Annotated in this window: 15 protein-coding genes and 1 pseudogene; 1 reads left to right on the top strand and 15 read right to left on the bottom strand. The window is 38.3% G+C overall.

The genetic code is table 11. The annotated features are described in order from the left end of the window. Nucleotides 1–422: 422 nt before the first annotated feature. From ACTHRG_RS18745 to ACTHRG_RS18730, 4 genes are all read right to left on the bottom strand, one after another. Nucleotides 423–794, bottom strand: a complete 372-nt coding sequence (locus tag ACTHRG_RS18745; RefSeq protein ID WP_440231775.1) for a hypothetical protein — start codon at nt 792–794, stop codon at nt 423–425. A gap of 24 nt (nt 795–818) precedes the next feature. Next, nucleotides 819–1,334, bottom strand: coding sequence for an acyl-CoA thioesterase (locus ACTHRG_RS18740; protein ID WP_076258569.1), 516 nt, complete (start codon nt 1,332–1,334; stop codon nt 819–821). A 213-nt stretch (nt 1,335–1,547) separates the two neighbouring features. After that, complete coding sequence (locus ACTHRG_RS18735) at nt 1,548–2,450, bottom strand: LysR family transcriptional regulator (protein ID WP_440231774.1); 903 nt, start codon at nt 2,448–2,450, stop codon at nt 1,548–1,550. Nucleotides 2,451–2,648: 198 nt separating this feature from the next. After that, nucleotides 2,649–3,299 (bottom strand): RNA polymerase sigma factor, encoded by a 651-nt coding sequence (locus ACTHRG_RS18730; protein WP_440231773.1) that lies wholly within the window; start codon nt 3,297–3,299, stop codon nt 2,649–2,651. 96 nt (nt 3,300–3,395) lie between these two features. Here ACTHRG_RS18730 and ACTHRG_RS18725 point away from each other — a divergent pair, with 96 nt between their 5' ends. Next, the gene (locus tag ACTHRG_RS18725; protein WP_076258563.1) at nt 3,396–3,824 is read left to right on the top strand and encodes a VOC family protein; all 429 of its coding nucleotides are present in this window, start codon (nt 3,396–3,398) and stop codon (nt 3,822–3,824) included. Between the two features lie 167 nt (nt 3,825–3,991). Here the strand turns inward: ACTHRG_RS18725 and ACTHRG_RS18720 are convergent. From ACTHRG_RS18720 to ACTHRG_RS18670, 11 genes and pseudogenes are all read right to left on the bottom strand, one after another. Continuing rightward, nucleotides 3,992–4,703, bottom strand: a pseudogene (locus tag ACTHRG_RS18720) (IS110 family transposase); the annotation flags it as partial. A gap of 286 nt (nt 4,704–4,989) precedes the next feature. Continuing rightward, nucleotides 4,990–6,246 (bottom strand): benzoate/H(+) symporter BenE family transporter, encoded by a 1,257-nt coding sequence (locus tag ACTHRG_RS18715; RefSeq protein ID WP_440231772.1) that lies wholly within the window; start codon nt 6,244–6,246, stop codon nt 4,990–4,992. Between the two features lie 51 nt (nt 6,247–6,297). After that, entirely contained in the window at nt 6,298–7,101 is an 804-nt protein-coding gene (locus tag ACTHRG_RS18710) for an enoyl-CoA hydratase/isomerase family protein (RefSeq protein WP_076258559.1), read from the bottom strand. Next, complete coding sequence (locus ACTHRG_RS18705) at nt 7,101–8,657, bottom strand: class I adenylate-forming enzyme family protein (protein ID WP_076258556.1); 1,557 nt, start codon at nt 8,655–8,657, stop codon at nt 7,101–7,103. The genes ACTHRG_RS18710 and ACTHRG_RS18705 overlap by 1 nt, the downstream gene beginning before the upstream one ends. Further along, a complete protein-coding gene (locus ACTHRG_RS18700; RefSeq protein ID WP_440231771.1) occupies nt 8,657–9,163 on the bottom strand; it encodes a (2Fe-2S)-binding protein in 507 nt (168 codons plus the stop codon). The genes ACTHRG_RS18705 and ACTHRG_RS18700 overlap by 1 nt, the downstream gene beginning before the upstream one ends. Continuing rightward, the gene (locus ACTHRG_RS18695; protein ID WP_440231770.1) at nt 9,133–10,041 is read right to left on the bottom strand and encodes an FAD binding domain-containing protein; all 909 of its coding nucleotides are present in this window, start codon (nt 10,039–10,041) and stop codon (nt 9,133–9,135) included. Before ACTHRG_RS18695 ends, ACTHRG_RS18700 begins: the two co-directional genes overlap by 31 nt. Before the next feature lie 16 nt (nt 10,042–10,057). Beyond that, a complete protein-coding gene (locus ACTHRG_RS18690) occupies nt 10,058–10,513 on the bottom strand; it encodes an SRPBCC family protein (RefSeq protein ID WP_048008578.1) in 456 nt (151 codons plus the stop codon). A 17-nt stretch (nt 10,514–10,530) separates the two neighbouring features. Beyond that, nucleotides 10,531–12,942: a xanthine dehydrogenase family protein molybdopterin-binding subunit gene (locus tag ACTHRG_RS18685; protein WP_286148539.1), complete on the bottom strand. Its 2,412-nt coding sequence runs from the start codon at nt 12,940–12,942 to the stop codon at nt 10,531–10,533. Further along, a complete protein-coding gene (locus tag ACTHRG_RS18680) occupies nt 12,926–13,534 on the bottom strand; it encodes a nucleotidyltransferase family protein (RefSeq protein ID WP_197087592.1) in 609 nt (202 codons plus the stop codon). Before ACTHRG_RS18680 ends, ACTHRG_RS18685 begins: the two co-directional genes overlap by 17 nt. Before the next feature lie 6 nt (nt 13,535–13,540). Continuing rightward, entirely contained in the window at nt 13,541–14,653 is a 1,113-nt protein-coding gene (locus tag ACTHRG_RS18675; protein ID WP_440231769.1) for an XdhC family protein, read from the bottom strand. A gap of 150 nt (nt 14,654–14,803) precedes the next feature. Further along, the gene (locus ACTHRG_RS18670) at nt 14,804–15,553 is read right to left on the bottom strand and encodes a response regulator transcription factor (protein WP_440231767.1); all 750 of its coding nucleotides are present in this window, start codon (nt 15,551–15,553) and stop codon (nt 14,804–14,806) included. Nucleotides 15,554–15,604 lie beyond the last annotated feature (51 nt).

The following is a 15,604-nucleotide window of genomic DNA, read 5'->3' as shown; positions in this document are numbered from 1 at the left end:
GCCCAGCCTAATAATTCATTATCTTAAACACCTGGAATGGTTAGTGATCATGAAAACCCCGACCACTAATTTAACCTTTATTTAGAAATAAATCACTTCCAAAATTCCTCTGAATATAAAAAAGCTGACCCTGTAAGTGTTCATAAGAACCTCGGGGTCAGCCTGAATTATTGATGAATCGATTGGATGATTATATTTACTAAACCTTCCGCATCTTTTAGTTCTACAGTCGTTAATTAGATGCGGCAGAATGTTTTTAACCGGCACTCCATGCACCATTTTCAAAAAAGGTTTTTAGGAACAGTTTTATTGGTCAATGTTAAACTGTTCCTAAAAATTTTCTATAGATTAGGTAAGTTAAATGTTGTATGAATTTAGTACGTTTCACATAAAAGTTCTAAGCGAAAGGTTCCCTTCCGCTATTAACGGACTATAGTTGGACCAACTAATGCTTCTGGATTTTCCCCCAATGCCAACTTGCTAATATTAGCATAGCTAAGCTGTTTATACGTTTTGAGTAACTGTTGTAAATCAAGGAATTTTTTATCTGTTTTTAAATTTTCGATTTCCCTATAATAGACAGACAATACATAATCATCTTTTGACGTCGAATTGAACTTACCTGGGTCTTCATCCATAATTAATGCGCCCATATATTGATACCCAAACTGCAATTGACGAGTCAGTTTAATGATATTTATAAATTTTCTATAAATAGATGGTTTTGCGTCTTTTAATTTTCCGATAGCCATTTGCGCATTTTTCAATTGGTCGTAACTCGATGTTGTCAGCATAATATCTCTCCTTTTTGATTCGTATTAGTCCCATGGTTTATCCAGTGAAAGTTTGGACACGAGTTCTTTATTTTTCTGTCTTTTTAGCTTGCGAACTCTTTCACGTTCTTTTCCCGTTTCATAGAGAAATTTTTCTTCCTCTGTTTCTGGAATAACATTTGGCACTTCTATCGGTCTTTTATCTTGATCTAGAGGTACAAAAGTTAAGAATGCAGTAGCTGCGATTCTACGGTTTCCAGTTTCAAGATTTTCGGCAATTACTTTACAGAAAATCTCCATTGACTTTTTACCTGTGTAGCTGACAAATGATTCTATACAGACCGAATCACTTTGTCGAATCGGTTCGAGGAAATTAACTGAATCGGTCGATGCAGTAACACATTCCTTTACCCGTGAATGCCTGCGAGCGGAAAGCGTCGCACAAGCATCCATCTTCTTCATTAGAACTCCACCAAATAATGTATGATAGTTGTTCAAATCATTAATAAGTACTTGATCCGATTGAACAACACGCGTTTCTTTAACTTTTTTAGCTTCCATGAATGACTACCACCCTATATAAATTACATTGAAGCGTTCGCCTCATTTGCATTAGCTTTTTCACAAGGACAATTATAATATGACTATTGTGGAAAGATACAATGCCAATCCCATATACAATTCATAGTATGTAAGCGCTCTTTAGCCTATACAATTAAAAAAACCTCCCCTCTTAAACAAGGGGAAGCCTTCTAATTTTTGACTTATTCTAGATTATGAATCATGGTTATGATTAGCTGTCGACAGCTTTACTTTGGCAAAACGGATAAATTCTTTCCCAACCTGTGATAAGTATGCATCTTTTTTCCAGATCATCGCTAGATTCCATTCGATTGTCGGATTGGTAACGGTTATAGTCCGAAAATCACTTGCTAGTTCTAAACATGTATTCTCAGGCAGCAATGTAATACCTATATTGTAAGCAACTAATTCTTGAATAAAATCTAATTGTGATGTTTCCGAAATAATTATCGGTTGAAAACCAGCTTCTCTGCAAGCAGTAGTGACAAGGTTTCTTAACTCAAAATCCCGGTTGAACATAATAAAGCTCTCTTCTTTAAGTTCTTCCAATGACACTTCCTGTTTCCCGGCAAGACGATGAGACGCGGGTACAACTAGTTTCAATTCCTCATTAACAAACATATAATAGTCGAAATCATCAATTTTATCTGGAAGAACGACAACCCCAAAATCTAGCAAGCCATTGATAACCTTCTCTTCAATCGGCTTAGATCCATGCTCCTCCAATTGAAATGTAACCTCTGGATATTTTTCATGAAACGAAGCAATCAGTTGTGAGAAGAAAATGGAATTGGTAATCGCAGGGAGCCCAATACGGACATGGCTCTTTTTTAGCATGAACATCTTACCAAGTTCCGCATCCAATAGCTGCAGCTGCTTTTCAATTATTAATGCATGTTTTTTTAGAATAAATCCTGCATCTGTTAATATCAGCTTTTTTCTTGTACGAATAAATAGCTGTGTACCAAGTTCAACCTCTAATGATTTGATAATTCTACTGAGGGCAGGCTGCGTAATGAACAGATTTTCAGCTGCATTAGTGAAATTGCCAGTACGTGTAACTTCAATAAAACACTCAAAATGTTTAATTTCCAATTTTATCAAACACCTTATATACTTTTTTAAAGATAATTTATTCTACCACAGTTTTTACTTTGGCAACCTCGCTTGTGATTAATCAAAAAGCAAATCAATATTTTTTAAAAAGCCTCATTTACTTATGGTATGGTTCAGTTCCATTTGTGGTAAAACTTATAGTACCATGTTGTATTGGTGCGAATATGGTGGTGTATGTTAATAGGATTTAATTTCTAAAATATTTCCGTCCGGGTCTACAACATGGAATGCGGAATGCAAAGAACTTCTTCTTACCTGAAAATTTTTTGACTCTAGTAGTCGATAAAAATAAAATATTTGCATCGGCTTAGATTCCCGTATTGCTTTAGTGAGTGCTATAATTATTTCGTGATTAGGGGTTAGAACTTCCATATCTATATTACTGTTTTTAAATTTTAGTTTCTTTCTAGAGCGATGAAGTGCTGTTTTAATAGATTCATTACTCACCCTTAACATTGATGCTATTTCTTTTGAAGTGTAGCCAAATACATCTTTCATGGTAATAAGCATAGACTGTTTCAATGGCAATGTGGTAAGTAAAATTTCAATTAAACTAAAGTGTTCTATTGAATCATATACTTCTCCATAAAATTCCTCTTTAAAATGTATTATTTCTTTGCTTTTTCTTGTTTCGTCAATAAAAAGATTTTTAGCCACAGTACATAGAAAAGAGAAGTTGAACTCTCTATTCGGTTCTGTCTTTTTTAATCTATAAACCTTTAGCATCGTTTCTTGTACTAGATCCTCGGCTATCCAAGGTGACCCTGACAACTTTAGGCAATAATTATAAAGTTTCTTAATCTCAAACTCTAAATTTTCAAAAACCATTTTTTCCACCTTTTTATTTAAATTTATTTATGTAATTGTAACTTTTACACTATTATATTCGTTATAAGTAAGAATTTCATTTCAAGGAGGAAGATTATGTTTAAAGTAGGTAGTATATTTATTCCAGTTACAGACATTGAAAAATCTACAGATTGGTATGTAAAGTTTCTTGGTGTAAAGATAATCGATAGTTGGGGAGATGGTGCTGGCTTTTATTTACCAACTGGGTCAACACAATTAGCCTTAGTAAAAGTTAAATCCCCGCAACCCACTGAGTTTATTACCGAGGGTGACCAGAAGAATTCATATTATAATTTTGTCGTTGATGATATTGAATCTGCACATCAACATTTTAAAAATAATGGCATAGTTACTACTGAAATCGATGATTTTGGTGGAATGAAATTTTTTGATTTCTTCGACTTGGACGGTAACCCATTTAGTGTAGTTAATGAAGTTGATGGTTCTCCTTACCACTCAGATAATGTTAGAAAAATGCAAGAAAGAGATAAAAAGAATAAATAAATATTTATAAAAAAGAATTACCATTCAAATAGAATTGGTAATTCTTTTCTGTATTTGCTTCCAACAGGAGATCTTTTACATACATAGCACTCTTTTAAAGTATTTTTTCTAGCCACTCTTTATCTAGAATAACTTCAACTCTCTGCTTTACCACTATTTGTGATAAGGTTCTCCACGATTAATATTAAACTAGTCAAAGCCCTTAACTTCTTACGGCCTCTTTCGTAATTTCCTTCAGGCTCAAGCCGGCCAGCTAAAAGATTTGACGGGAGTGAGTGTAGTCCACTTTGGACACCAACTTCAGCAAAGAAACCAGCGACAGTATATCTTCCAACACCTTGACAGTTAACATTTGAGCTACACCCGGGATTTCATCAAGCAAGGAATCTTCTTGTACGTTCAATTCTTCGAATTCCGTCTGGATCTAATCATATTTACACAGAAGAGTTTTGAGCTTCATTTTTGCCATCTCAGAGCCTTGGCGGATTCCGATGAGCTGACTCGCTGCTTGCTTAACTCCAAATCTTATTGGCACCTACACTTCATTTTGCGATTTTTCTTAAATGGATAAGTAAATCTGCTATTTCATATGGTAATGCATTTAGCTGTAAGAATTGTAATGCAGCCTTGCCCTCCCACTTCTTAAAGACCTTCAAGAATTCCGGAAAATTCCGGTCAATCCAGTTGTGCATCTGTCCCTGAACCGTTTTTAGGTCCTCTGTTAAAAGATCGCCAATTTTCTTTGCCACACGGAGTTCGGCATAAACACCTTGCGGTTGTAGGTTCGGCGTATCTTCCGTCCTTGAACAGTTGGGCAAGGCCCTTGGCACCTTTTACATCATTCTTAGTTGGAGAATTATCATCCAGCTTCTTGCTTTTCAAGTTAGAGGTACTCGCCCTAAATAGGAAACGAGCACTTTTTTAACTCATTTTATCGTTTTGAAGTAGTCTTCCATATTTCATCGGATACTTCCTCAAAAGCTCTCACTCTGCAAAAGCAACCATCCTATGTGCATTTTTTCTGTGCTATTTGCACAGCTTACAATCAAGCCATAAAAAGAAACCCGGTTCCTCCTCATGAAGGAATCGGGTTTCTCCAATCCAATTATTTATCTTTGTTCCATTCCCTTGTGTGGGAGATAGTGCCTTTTAAAGTAATTAAAGATTACACCGCGCTCTCAAATTTCTCTTTTCCTTCATCCGCTTTAATTTTAGATTTAAAGGTATCAAAATCCCCTTTTTCAATGATTAACGAAACGATAACTCCACCAATAAGAGCCCAGAAAGGGGAACTTATACTAAAGAAAGAGACTCCAGACATCGCAATAACTAATGAGAAAAATGCACCAATTTGAAATTTCCTCTCAGAAAAGGATGCTTGAAGGGAACTTACCAGTACTCCGATCATCGCTAGTCCCGCAACAGTTGAAATCAACGCACCTGGTAAGGCAGTCACAAATGGGACAGCTAAACCTGCAATTAAGCCAAAGCCTCCAAATATTACTGCATTTACAATAACAGAGGCATAGCGCCCTTCCTTATTTTCTCCAGATTCTCTAGATGAACAGATCGCTGTCATCGGTCCTGCAATATTAGCATTATGTCCGCCGAATAGAGATGTAACTATCCCGCCTATTCCGCTCCAGATCGTCATTGAATTAATAGGGGGTTTATATCCCTCTGCCATCAAGACGCCTATGGCTTGAGCATTCTCCGCCCCAATCACCAATAGGGTCAAGGGTATTGAAACTGATATGATGGATTCAAAACTGAATGTCGGCAGTAATACTTGCGGCAGTGTAAATCCTGCTTCCATACTGGACGATTGAAACTCTCCCATTATCGCTGCCAAAATTCCACCAGCGACAAAGGACATTAAAATAGGAGGCATTTTTTTTATATAACGTGAAGAAAATAAATAAACCAAAATGGCTGTCCCCACTATTAGAGGAGTCCCTTCAAGAGATGTAATCATTCCAGTGCCAAATTTGATCATTGCCCCTACTATCATCGCCATAACAATTGGTACTGGGATCCATTTCATTATTTTCCCTATGAGCCCTGAAATCCCCAGAATAAATACGAGAATACCGGAAACTAAATAGGCTCCTGAAATTTCACTAAGGGAGTAATGCTGCAGGGCACCTGCGACTAAAACAGCCCCTGGAATGGACCAGGCTCCCGCAATAGGCTGACGATACTTTAATGCCAAATAAACCCCGATCAAGCTTCCGAAAAAATAAACTGCAAACAGCCAAGAAATAGTCTGCTCAATTGATAATCCGCCATCAGCAGCACCGCCAATGATAATTAAAGCTGGGCCGGTACATCCAAAAATCGCCGCAAGTGTTCCAGCACTAAAGGTGTTAATATTTAAATACCTGGGCAGCATTCTCAAACTTTCACCCATTGAGTATTTCATATATACCCTCCATTTCCCTATTCAACATTCCCATTTATCTAGTAAAAAGGATTATATTCCTTTGAAACTGGGTTTCACCTTATTTCCAAACGACTGTACACCTTCATTAAAATCTTCAGTAGATCGCAGCATTCCATATGCAAATCCTTCAATCTCCATCCCTACACTTAAAGGCGCATCCTGGGAACTATTTATGACCTTTTTTAACACTTTTAATGTCATTGGTGATAGTCTGACAAGATCTTTAACCAATTTATTTACCTCTACTTCTAAATTCTCCTGACTTGTCACAGTTGTTAACAAGCCCCATTGATGTGCTTCGTGTGCTGGTATCCGTCTTCCCCTCATGATCATATCCTTTGCACGGCCGACTCCGGCAATTTTTGCAATCCGCTGTGACCCGCCGCTGCCAGGAATCATGCCAAGATTGATCTCGGGTAATGCCAACTGCGTGGTTTCTGATGCCACTCGAAAATCACATGCCATTGCGATTTCAAGACCTACCCCAAATGTATACCCCTGCAATTGGGCAATAACTGGTTTGGGAGAACGCTCTGGCGCAGCAACATTTACATGCAATTCTGAAAGTACAGATGGATGCTTCTCCATGAATTCTGCAATATTCCCGCCCGAACTAAAGGCTTTTTCACCAGCTCCCTTTATCACAATCACCCTTACATCCTCATCATTATTTAATTCAGTGAAAATTTGATTAAGATGTGAGCGTGCAATAAAACTTAGCGTGTTCATTTTTTCTGGCCGATCTAATGTAATAGTGGCTGTCTTTGCTTCAATGTTCTTGTCTACTAAAATATGATCCCATTGATAAGTACCTTTGTTATTAATTGTTGTCATTAACCTACACTCTCCTCTTTTTGTATTATGGATGAATAATTTTCTTTTAATTTTCTCCTTAAAATCTTCCCGACAGGGCTTTTAGGTATCTCTTTTATAAAACAGTAATCCCTGGGCCGCTTAAAGTTTGCCAGGCTGCCAGATTCCCTGCAGTAGTTATCCAGCTCTGCAGTTGAAATAGTTGGGCTTTTACTAACTATAAATGCGACAACCTTCTCTCCAAAACGCTCATCAGGTAAACCGACAACTGCAGCCTCTAATACTTCCGGATGTGAAGACAATACATCTTCAACCTCAAGAGGGTGAATGTTTTCTCCACCAGAAATGATCATGTCATCCACGCGGCCAACAACATAAAGATCGCCATCTTCATCCAGAACACCCATATCTCCTGTGAAATACCAGCCGTTTCTGATCGATTTGATGTTCGCATCAGGTCGTTTCCAATAGCCCTTAAATGCTTCTAATGAGTCAATATTTACAATAATTTCTCCTGGAGTTCCATGCGGTACAATATCAGCAGGTCCTGAACTTCCTTCAGGGTCAGGCTCAACTATTTTTAGTTGCTGATGAAAACCTGCTTTGCCCGCACAGCCTGGCTTTTTATCTAAATAGTTGCAAATGCTGAAAGTATATACCTCTGTACTGCCATAGTGATTTACGAAAACATCAGGCTTTAATTTCCTAAAGCAGTCTTCTGTTAACTCAGTTGTCATGGATGCCCCAGCGTATCCTATTTTCCGAACATTCTGTAAATTATACCTATTAAAATCTTTATAATTTAACAGATCATGAATAATGGTAGGAACTAAATAAACGCAGCTAATCTTTTCATCTTCCATTACTTTTAGCATTTTCATTGTATTATTATCAGGAATCATGACCATTTTCCCATTGATAAATGCCATTGATAATAGCGAGCGCATCCCCATCGTGTGATAGAGCGGCATGACACCCAGAGTGCTTTCATGGAGTACATATTGGTTTTGAATAATGTGTGCGATAGCCGCGCTATATTCATTCTTGTGGCTTCTAGGAACACCCTTTGGTTTCCCTGTAGTTCCTGAAGTGTATAACATTAAGCAAATATCATCCATGTCGATATTGGGGTGATGAAACGTCTCTTGGTTATGATTTAATAGCTCTTTATAGGTAATTTCTGCACCTTCCGCACCTAAAATGCTTATAAAAAGAGGCTTACTTCCATATGATGCGTTTAATGCAGCATCCTGGCTGCTTGGTTCAAAAATAACCGCTTTCGCATCAGCATCATTTACACAAAATGCCACTTCTTCTGTTGAAAGACGAAAATTTATTGGTGTAAAAATGGCACCGATTTTTTGAACAGCCCAATAAATAGCGACCATCTCCAAGCGGTTCTTAAGAATAATAACAACACGATCTCCTTTTTCGATCCCCAGCTTCTGCAATGAATATGCAAGTTTATTAATTTCTAATTGAAATTCCTTATAGGATAACCGTCTATCATCCTGAACGATGGCTGTTTTATCAGGAAATCGATTCACTGCGAAATCAAACAGCTTTCCAAGATCCACTAATTGTCACCTTCTTTAAATTTATTTGTCCCACATGCTCTTTCAATAGCTTCAATAATTCCTGTGTACCCAGTACAGCGGCAAAGATGGCCGGATAACATCTCTTTAATCTCTTGTTTTGTGAGTTCTTCGCCACTATTCAGCATTTCTAATGAGGACATTAAAATCCCCGGTGTACAAAAGCCGCATTGAAGTCCATGGCACTCCGTAAATGTCTGCTGCAAAACATGCTGTTCTCCATTCTCTGTTAAACCCTCGATTGTTTGTATATATGATCCATTTGCCTGAACTGCAAACATTAAACAGCTTCGTACGGCTGCACCATTATAAAGCACCGTGCAGGAACCGCAAACACCATGTTCACAGCCAACATGTGTACCTGTAAGACCCAGATCTTCTCTTATAAAATCACTTAATAGTTTTCTAGGCTCAGCTTCTGCTTCCACCTCCCTTCCATTAATTGATAAAGAAACGTTCATTTTCTGTTCAATGGAGAAATTCGACATGTTACACCCCCTTTTCCTAAAGCTCGGTTAAATGCTTTTATCAATGCTTTTCTTGTTAGAACTTTAGCCATATGGACTCTATACTCTTTTGAAGCATGTAAATCCCCATCAGGATCAGCATCCATCACAGCCAGCTCTGCGGCTTTTTCAAGTGTATCCTCTGTTAGACTTTTTCCAGCCAAATATTCCATTGCTTCTTCTGCTAAAAGGGGAATTGCATCCACCCCTCCTAAGACAAGTCTCACTTTATCTATTTTTCCAATTTCATCAACTGATAGAATGCAAGCAACAGCTGCTAAGGCAAAGTCACCATGTCTCCTGCTAAATTCCTCAAAGGCATACCCATTATGTTCAGATAAGGGAACATGAATTTCAGTTAATATTTCCTCCGGCATCACCTCTGTTGTTAAATAGGTAATAAAAAAATCATTTATACTTATTTTCCTAGTCCCATCTATACTTTGGATAACGATTTCAGCATCCAGTGCTAAAAAGCAAAGGGGCAGCTCTGCGCTTGGATCTGCATGGGCGACACTTCCTCCAACAGTTCCTCTATTTCTCGTTTGGACATGACCAATATATGGAGTGGCTTCCGAGAGTATAGGAACATGGATTTTAACGGCATCTGAATGTTCAAGTTCCCTTTGCTTTGTAAGAGCACCAATTTTCAGAACCCCTTCTTCTACCCTGACTCCGTTTAACTCATTGATTTGGTTAATGTCAATGAGACACTCCGGTTCGGACATCCTCATATTTAAGATGGGAATAAAACTTTGCCCGCCAGCAATGATTTTCCCTGTATCTCCATATTCCTCTAATAGTTTCACTGCTTCCTCTACAGTTGAAGGACTGCAGTAAGTAAATGCTGCTGGTTTCATACAAGCGTCCTCCTTCCTAGTCAGCAATATTTACTTTATCCAGCTCTCTTTTAATCTTTTTAAAAAAGTCTTTAATAATCAGTTTAGCTACTCCACCTAACATACGCTGGCCAATTGAAGCGACTTTTCCACCTACAGCAGCCTCATAAGTGTACCTAAGCTCTGTATTTTCATCGTCCACCGAAACCAAATGAATGGCTGCTTCGGCATCTACAAACCCTGGTGCCCCTTCACCATGAACAATTAACTTATAGGAATGAGGGGGCTCCAGGTCCGTAAGACGAATGGTTGCATCATATTTCCCTTTAACTGCAGCAACCCCAACAGATAAGTCCGCCACATACACATTGGTTTCTTGTCTATATAGTTCTTTGCATCCCATAATGCAGTTTTTTAATACTTCCGGATCTAATAAACTCGAGAATACTTTATCTAGATTTCCGTTAAGCTGAATATTTCCTTCACCATTCATGACAATTCCTCCTTAAGTTAGATTTGCATCGTTTTCTTATTATTAATTTTTGACCAAATCCGATCTGGAGATAAAGGAAGTTGATCAATTGATATATTAAATGGTTTTAACGCATCTGTAACCGCATTTGCGATGACAACCGGAGCACTCATTGTATTTCCTTCTCCTAACCCTTTAGCTCCAAGAGGGGTTAGGGGGGAAGGTGTTTCAATATGCTTTATGGTTACATTTGGGATTTCTGTAGCTGTAGGACATAAGTAGTCCATAAAACTTCCAGTCAGGAACTGCCCCCTTTCGTCATAGGCAAGTTCTTCATAAAGTGCGGCTCCTAGTCCATGAGCTAAACCACCCATTATTTGACCTTCCACAATATTTGGATTTAATAGTTTCCCAGCGTCATGGATCGTGGTATAGTCAAGAATCTTCACTTCACCGGTATCAATGTCCACTTCCACTTGAACAGCGTCAAAAACAAATCCATAGGTGACGGATCCATTAACAAGATCCAATTCATTTGGGGACTCCGCTGCAGATAATGTATAAAATGCAGATTCATGGATACCTGGTTCAATACCAGCGGGAAGGCCTTGCGGATTCCAATGTGCCAAACCTACTAATCTCTTAATGGAGATACTCTTAGAAGGATTTTTTTCTGCAAATACCTTCCCTTCTGCCATGACCAATTCGTCCACTGTTGTATCTAATTGGCTTTTGGCGATTTCTAACAGTTTCAATCTTACTTTTTGCGCTGCTTGATAAACGGCACTTGACCCGATAGGGGCAAACCTGCTGGAGTAACTACCTGATGCTACTGACCATGGGCTTGTTAACGTATCCAATTCAGCAATGACCCGGATAGAAGCAGGATCAACACCTAGAACGTCGGCAACGATTTGGGAAGTAACTGTTTCATGGCCCTGCCCAGTTGGTACCGTACTGATCCGGACTGTGATTCCACCCATTGGATCTATCGATACCGTTGCACCTTCAGAACAGCCTGATTTCGGCAATGATTTTGCTCTCTCTTCCGGCGTCAAAGCAATGGTCACATAACCCATATTCGAACCGGAAGGCTCAACGATGCAAGCAAACCCTAACCCCAGATATTTCCCTTGTTTCCAGGCTGCTTTTTGTTTCTCTTTAAAGCTATCGTAATCAATCGATTCAAGCGCAAGGTGCAATGCCTTATGATAATCCCCGCTATCGTATATCCCGCCTGAAGCTGTATGATAGGGAAATTCTTCTTTCGTAATTAAATTTTTCTTTATGACTTCAATCACATCCAGATCCAATTCAGCTGAAATGATTTGCATCATTCTTTCCAGCGGAAAATAGTGCTGGGGACCGCCATAGCCTCTTATGAGCCCTGTTGGACTTTTATTCGTAACGACTGCAATCGCTTCCATTTTAACGTTTTGAATTCGATAGGCTCCAGTTGAATTTGAGTGTGTTCTATATAAACAAGCAGGTTCGGGCGCACGTATATATCCGCCAACACTATCCGCATATTTCATTTTCAAACCAAGAATGGTTCCATCTTTTTTTACCGCTGCATCAATCCACGTTACACGATCTGTACCACTGGAACTCGCCATAAGGTGTTCTTGTCTGTCTTCCGTCCATTTAACGGGTACACCCAATATTCTTGACACTACTCCCATTAAGACCATGTATGGAAATACACCTGACTTGATCCCGTAGCTTCCGCCAATATCCTTTGGCGTAATAATCCTTAGTCTGTTGCTCGGCACCTTTAGTGCAGCAGTCATGACGGAATGAAGTGTGAAAGGTCCATGAAAGTTTGACCAAATGGTATACGCACCTTCACTTTTTGTATAATTCGCGATTACTCCGTAATTTTCCACAGGAGTTGCACTAACCTTTGGAAAAGTGAACTTTTTACTTATTATATAATCGGCACTTTTAAATGAATCCTCGACATTGCCGTATTGGAATACACGATGATTAACTATATTCGTACCTGCTTCTTCATGAAGAACGGCTGACTCAGACGAAAGCGCATCTTCAATTTGGACCACAGGATTCAGCGGTTCGTACTCGACTTTTATCTTTGCGAGTGCATCTTCTGCAATATAACGATCTTTAGCCACAACAACTGCAACAGCTTCTCCCACAAACCGGACCTTATCTACTGCAATGGGGTAGTATTTTATTGGTGCCTTTACGCCGACTGGAAAAGGATTGGTTAAAGCTTTTACATGTTCTCCAACAACTACTCCAATTACACCTGGTGTTTTTGCCGCTTCTTCTAAAAAAATCGCTTTAATACGGGCATGTGCATGGGGGCTTCTAAGAATCGCAGCATTGTGGATATTTGGCAATGGAGAAAGATCATCAATGAATGTTCCTTCTCCGGACACTAACCTGGCATCCTCTATTCGTTTCACAGGCTTACCTACATAGGTCAATTTCATTCCTCCTTTTTAATAGTCTCCTATAATCTTCAATAGTATCGATGTCCTCCGGAGCTTCTTCATCCTCATAATAAATGTGCGCCTTTTCTTTATTAGCACTAATAAGTAATTTTGCTCCTTGATCTCCCTTTAGGTTCAAGAGTTCATTGAAATACAATTGGCCAAATAAAATGGGGTGCCTGATTTTTCCTCTATATGAAGTTATAATTAAGGGATTTTTTGATATGAGATACTCTGTAATTACTTCGTTCATTACTTCTACTTTTATTTCGGGCTGATCAGCCAGTGTTATCAACAAAGCTTCACACGCAGGAGACAAGCTTTCAATTGCTGCAGCAAGGGAACTGCTAATTCCAAGTTTCGGACAAGGATTCCATACAATAGATACTGGCAAATCTCGGATTTCACTTTCCAATTCAGGAAAATCCCTATTCAATACAACCATCGTTTTACTGGCCATGTTAGCCGATATTTTATTGACGGTATATCTTAGGATTGTTTCATCTTCAAACTTTTTAAGTAACTTATGAGTTCCTTTCATCCTGGTAGAATGACCAGCCGCTAAGACAATGTTCCAGATTTCCATCTTCAACTATTGAACCAATTCTTTTAATCTTTCATATGAAGCGGGATTTGGAGTATGAATTGAATCCTTCTTCCATTTAAGCGATTGGCTGCTCGTTTTATTTTTGTGGGCCATAATTTCTGCTGCGATACTCAGTGCTATTTCCTCAGGTGTCTCAGAGCCTATATCAAGACCTATAGGTGAATATATTTTTTCAGCAGCTTTTGCAGGTATCATGAACCCTTGTGCTTGAAGATCCTTTTTAAGATTATTGAACCTTCTCTTCGGACCCAATAGGCCTATATAGCAAAGATTCTGCTGGAGCAATCCCTTCAAATAAACAAGGTCTTGTTCATAATGGTGAGTCATGATGATTGCATAAGAATTTTCACTCGCATTTAAATCTTCCGGAAACTCTCCCTGCGGCACTAAGTTCAATTCATCTGCGTAAGGAAAGTTATCCTTATTTAAATATCCTGGACGATGATCCACTATTGTTACTCTCCAATGTAAAAACTTTAATTGATCTATTAACGATGATGCATCTGGTCCTGCTCCGAAAATGATGATATGAGGCATCGGTGTAATCGTTTCCAAAAATAAAGTTACGGTTTCCTTTTTTCCATCCACCTCAATTGAATAATTTTCTTGAATCCCGCTTGACATAATCTTAAATAAGGGCAACTCAATATTTTCTAGAATAGTTCCTGGAAGAAGCGCATTATGATTACTTGATTTAATGACTGTACAGACTGGATATGGTTCCTTACTTAGAGATTGCTGTTTTAATACTTTGAATTGCTTTACAGCTGATTCTCTATTATTTACAGGATCTATAAGCGAAAGCAAAACTGTTATGACGCCATTGCACCCAACACCTAACCCCCATGGCACATTATGATCATTTCTTAGGTCATAAATAATCTGTTTTGGTTCGCCTGTCTCAAATACATCCCTTGTATGTTCAAGCAAGTCTTGCTCAATGCACCCACCGCTAAGTACACCATAAGCAGTTCCATCTGAGAAAATGAGGCTTTTTGCCCCAACTTGGCGATAGGAAGAACCCTTTTTATCAATGATAGTTGCTAGGATTGCTTTTTCATTATTTCGAATGCATCTCTTAAGTTCATTTATAATCAAAGCTCCTTCGCTCCTTTGAATGTGTTAATTGAATTATATGAACATTCGTAATTTTGAGGTTTTAATATATTTGCAAATGATCTTTTAAAATATTATTAAAAAAGGATAAATCCCGAAATGGGACTTATCCTTATATTAATTATCCTTTATTTAATTTATAAAAAGACTTCTATATTCAGATGGTGTACAGCGTTCGCTTTTTTTAAAGGTCGTTGCAAAATACCCAGAACTAGTAAAGCCTATTTGATGGGCGATTACCTCAATAGGTAAAGAGGTCATTTTGAGCAATGACTTCGATTGCTCTATTCTATATGCAGTTAAATACTCGATAAAGGTTACACCCATTTCTTCCTTGAATAAACGGCTAAAATGGGAAGGGCTTAAATAGACTGAATCCGCAACCTGATTTAGTGTAATAGGGTTTTTAACATGACTCTGAATATATTGAATAGATGATTCAATTGGATGGGCAAGATCGACATTTGGGGTATCTTCCCGCTTTCCTGTAAAACGGTTTGTCTCCGTCGATAGACTATGGACAATTATTCGCTCAAAAGCCTGTTTGATTTCACTTCTTGACACCGGTTTTAGCAAAAATGCTGAAAACCCTAGATTAATAGCACTTTGGACATATTCAAATATTTTTAGCTGAGTATAGATTATTACAGAAATTTCCGGATCCCACCGCTTTGCTTCTTTTCCCAGTTCGAAACCATTGTTGCCCGGCAAGGAGATCTCAACTATAAGGATGGAAGGCTTTAGCTGTTTAAGCATTAACAGTCCTTTTTCATATGTTTCTGCTTCATGTACAGAAAAATAATGATATTCACTGGAAGTTATAAACTCACGAAGGACATAACGGCTTTCGTATTCATCATCTACAATTAGCATATTGGGCATTTCAAGCCTCCTGCCTATTTCATGTTTAAAATATTGCTTTTATGATAAAAA

Origin of the sequence: Cytobacillus sp. SAFR-174 (genome assembly GCF_051964675.1) — a bacterium.
Taxonomy (GTDB): domain Bacteria; phylum Bacillota; class Bacilli; order Bacillales; family Cytobacillaceae; genus Cytobacillus.
Note: the sequence above shows the minus strand (reverse complement) of the source record. Positions and strands in the feature narration are given on the sequence as shown.